General features: G+C 39.3%; 5 protein-coding genes and 1 riboswitch. Of the genes, 2 read left to right on the top strand and 3 right to left on the bottom strand.

What is annotated here, in order from left to right; translation table 11 throughout:
- Window positions 1–112: 112 nt before the first annotated feature.
- Window positions 113–652 carry a QueT transporter family protein gene (locus V7083_RS22800; protein ID WP_335482390.1) on the bottom strand — a complete coding sequence of 180 codons (540 nt, stop codon included), beginning with the start codon at window positions 650–652 and terminating at the stop codon, window positions 113–115.
- A gap of 6 nt (window positions 653–658) precedes the next feature.
- Window positions 659–703, bottom strand: a riboswitch (PreQ1 riboswitch).
- Between the two features lie 107 nt (window positions 704–810).
- Here V7083_RS22800 and V7083_RS22795 point away from each other — a divergent pair.
- Complete coding sequence (locus V7083_RS22795; RefSeq protein ID WP_335482388.1) at window positions 811–1,503, top strand: copper homeostasis protein CutC; 693 nt, start codon at window positions 811–813, stop codon at window positions 1,501–1,503.
- Between the two features lie 37 nt (window positions 1,504–1,540).
- On the opposite strand, the gene V7083_RS22790 is transcribed toward V7083_RS22795, so the two are convergent.
- Together V7083_RS22790 and V7083_RS22785 are read right to left on the bottom strand one after the other, a co-directional pair.
- Window positions 1,541–1,855 carry a DMT family transporter gene (locus tag V7083_RS22790; RefSeq protein ID WP_335482386.1) on the bottom strand — a complete coding sequence of 105 codons (315 nt, stop codon included), beginning with the start codon at window positions 1,853–1,855 and terminating at the stop codon, window positions 1,541–1,543.
- Between the two features lie 2 nt (window positions 1,856–1,857).
- On the bottom strand, window positions 1,858–2,208 hold the full coding sequence (locus tag V7083_RS22785; RefSeq protein WP_335482385.1) for a DMT family transporter: 351 nt from the start codon (window positions 2,206–2,208) through the stop codon (window positions 1,858–1,860).
- 208 nt (window positions 2,209–2,416) lie between these two features.
- On the opposite strand from V7083_RS22785, the gene V7083_RS22780 reads away from it, so the two are divergent.
- Window positions 2,417–2,803 (top strand): globin, encoded by a 387-nt coding sequence (locus tag V7083_RS22780; RefSeq protein ID WP_335482383.1) that lies wholly within the window; start codon window positions 2,417–2,419, stop codon window positions 2,801–2,803.
- The last annotated feature ends 144 nt before the right edge of the window (window positions 2,804–2,947 follow it).

The following is a 2,947-nucleotide window of genomic DNA, read 5'->3' as shown; positions in this document are numbered from 1 at the left end:
TTCCGCTCCTATCAACAGAGTTTAAAATCAACAGTATTTTTTAAACATAGCCTAAGTAAAAAAAGAGCTACTGTCTGGTCAAACGAAACGATCAGACAGTAGCTCTAAAAATTTATACGATTTTATCAAAACGTACACGTTTATTAATGAAATACATAATCGGCATTCCCACGGCCATCACCACTAATTCTCCAGCAGCAGTAGTTAACCATGTAAACAAGAACGGCAACTTGAAGGCCAAGTGCAATTCAATAGCAATGAGGAACATCGTAAAGGTGAAAACAATGGTATTCACAATCATTCTTGCCCAAATACTTTTGATAAACTTTGCACATATGATGGTAATGAATAAGGCGATCAATGATTGACCAACGCCAAAAATCAGGTCATAAGCTTTCATTGGCGAAAAGAATAAATTTGTAAGAAAAACGCCAAGAATAATGCCATAAAGATATTTTTTGTTAAATACAACCAGATGGTTAAACATTTCTGATACGCGGAACTGTACTTGTGTGAATCCAAATGGCTGGATTAGAGCTGAAACAGCAATGTACAAGGCCGCAACAATTCCGTTGACTGCAATTTCTTTGATTCTACTTTGTGATTTGTCCGGTCGATAATGAACACCGAACGCTTCATTTGTTTTCTCCATATTCATTTCTCCTTAGTTTTTTTAAGTGGGAGGTTCTCGAACCACTAGTTAGTTACCTGCAAACTAGTATAATAATATAGAACGTACAAACAGTCAATGACACTTTTTTAAACTTGTTATAAACTTGGTAAGAATGATAACAGAATGAGGGAATGCACATGAGCTTAGTTGAAATTATTGTATTAAACAAAGAGGATGCCATAATGGCAGAGGCAAATGGAGCAGATCGATTAGAATTAGTATCTGCCATAGGAGAAGGTGGATTAACCCCCAGTTACGGAATTATCAAAACAGTGGTAAACAGTGTTGATATCCCAGTAATGGTCATGGTGCGTCCGCATAGCTACTCCTTTACCTATCTAAAAAATGAATGGTCCGCCATGAAGGATGATATAAAAATGATCAAGGAACTAGGTGCGGCAGGGATTGTTTTTGGTGCGCTTACGGAGCACGGGACTTTGGATTTTGAGTTTCTATCAATGGTATTGGAAGAATGCAAAGGTCTCTCGGTTACGTTTCACCGGGCAATCGACGAAACCAACCCCCTTGGACTTTATCAATCGCTCATTGGCAGTTCCTTTCATGTGGACCGCATTTTAACTTCTGGAGGAAATCCGACGGCAATTGAAGGAATCAGCACATTAAAAGAGATGATCCAACAATCGAAACAATCTGCGCATTATCCAATCATCATGCCCGGTTCTGGACTGTCCTTAGATAATATAGAATTTGTTCACAAAGAGCTTCGTGCCAGTGAATATCATTTTGGCTCTGCGGTCAGGATGGGAGGAAGCTTCCAGAATCAAATTGAAGGAAACAAGATCAAACAATTAAAAGAATTGCTTACGTAAATGAAAACACCCAAATATGCCTTTGGGTTGTTTTCGTTTAGGACATAGCCCGTAATCCGATTACCCCAATCATGATTAAGCCCACACTAATAAACCGCCCGATATTTTTGGATTCACCAAAAAGGTACATGTTAATTAAAACGGCTCCAGCAGTGCCAATCCCCGTCCAGACTGTATAGGCTATACTTAACTGTATATAATGGAATGATGTATACAAAAATACAAAGGAAAGTCCAAACCCGCCAATATAAAGAAGTCCATTTCGGATCGATTTTTTTTGGCTATATAATTTTAAACCTGCAGCCCCGATTACCTCACTTGCAGCAGCCAATATTAAAAACAACCAGCCCATTGTCAGGCGACCTCCTTCCTAACCTCTTTATGTTCTTCACGATGATCAGCAAGATTCAAGCCAATTACTCCGATTACAATGAATGCCATAAACAGTAATTTAAGAGTGTTCATGCTTCCACCAAACAGAAATATATCCATTAAGACCGTCCCTATTGTACCAACACCAGCAAAAACCGAGTAAACGGTACCCGTTGGCAAACTTTCACAAGCCTTAGGCAAGATGTGGAAGTCAGTAAAAATGATGGCGATAACCATACCCCATTCCCACCAAGTGACGGCTGTGTTAAATCCATATACCCACATTAACTCAAAGATGCAGGTCATTCCTACATACATCCAGGCTTTGTTCATTTTTATCACCTCGTGTTGCACCCTAATTTTGAATTAAGTCATTATTTTAGAATACCATAAATACAAGAAAAGATGTTTAATCTGATAAAGTACTGTAAGGAAATGTTCATCATTTACTGTAAGTGTGATTTATATCACGAAATAACTTTATTCACCTTATTATAATTAGAAATACAGGGAAAAAATGTTAGGAGGATGGTGAGTAGATTTGGAAATTCCATTTAGATCACTTTATACCGAAATTGGTGGGCAGGAAACGATTAATAAACTGGTTGAGGCCTTTTACCCTCGTGTTTATGACGATCCAGATTTGGCACCATTATTCGAAGGGGATATGGAAGAAATTAAAAGGAAGCAGAGGATGTTTTTACCTCAATTTTTAGGGGGGCCAGCCCTCTACAGTGCGGAGTTTGGTCCTCCTGCTATGAGAGAACGTCACCTGCCATTCGAAGTAACGTCAAAAAGAGCAAAAGCTTGGCTCCGCTGTATGAAGGAAGCATTTCATGAAATTGGTCTTGATGAAAACCCGGCAGGACTAGCTTTTTATGACCGCTTAACACAAGTAGCTGGTATCATGGTGAATAGTTCTGATTAGTTTATAAAAATCCTCATCCATTGATGGGGATTTTTTTGTGTGCGCCCGGCATGGGTGCAGTCTCTAGGGTGAAAGTCCCGAACCACGAAGGCAGTAGTAGTGGTTAGCTTAACGCAAAGGTGTCCCCGGTGACGCGGAATCTGA

It is taken from the genome of Bacillus sp. JJ1764 (assembly GCF_036962145.1).
In the GTDB taxonomy this organism is placed as follows: Bacteria; Bacillota; Bacilli; order Bacillales; family Cytobacillaceae; genus Neobacillus.
Note: the sequence above shows the minus strand (reverse complement) of the source record. Positions and strands in the feature narration are given on the sequence as shown.

What these genes read in the sequence shown, in the direction of transcription:
- V7083_RS22800 (WP_335482390.1), bottom strand. Translation starts at nt 652, where the DNA reads ATGGAGAAAACAAATGAAGCGTTCGGTGTTCATTATCGACCGGACAAA.
- V7083_RS22795 (WP_335482388.1), top strand. Translation starts at nt 811, where the DNA reads ATGAGCTTAGTTGAAATTATTGTATTAAACAAAGAGGATGCCATAATG.
- V7083_RS22790 (WP_335482386.1), bottom strand. Translation starts at nt 1,855, where the DNA reads ATGGGCTGGTTGTTTTTAATATTGGCTGCTGCAAGTGAGGTAATCGGG.
- V7083_RS22785 (WP_335482385.1), bottom strand. Translation starts at nt 2,208, where the DNA reads ATGAACAAAGCCTGGATGTATGTAGGAATGACCTGCATCTTTGAGTTA.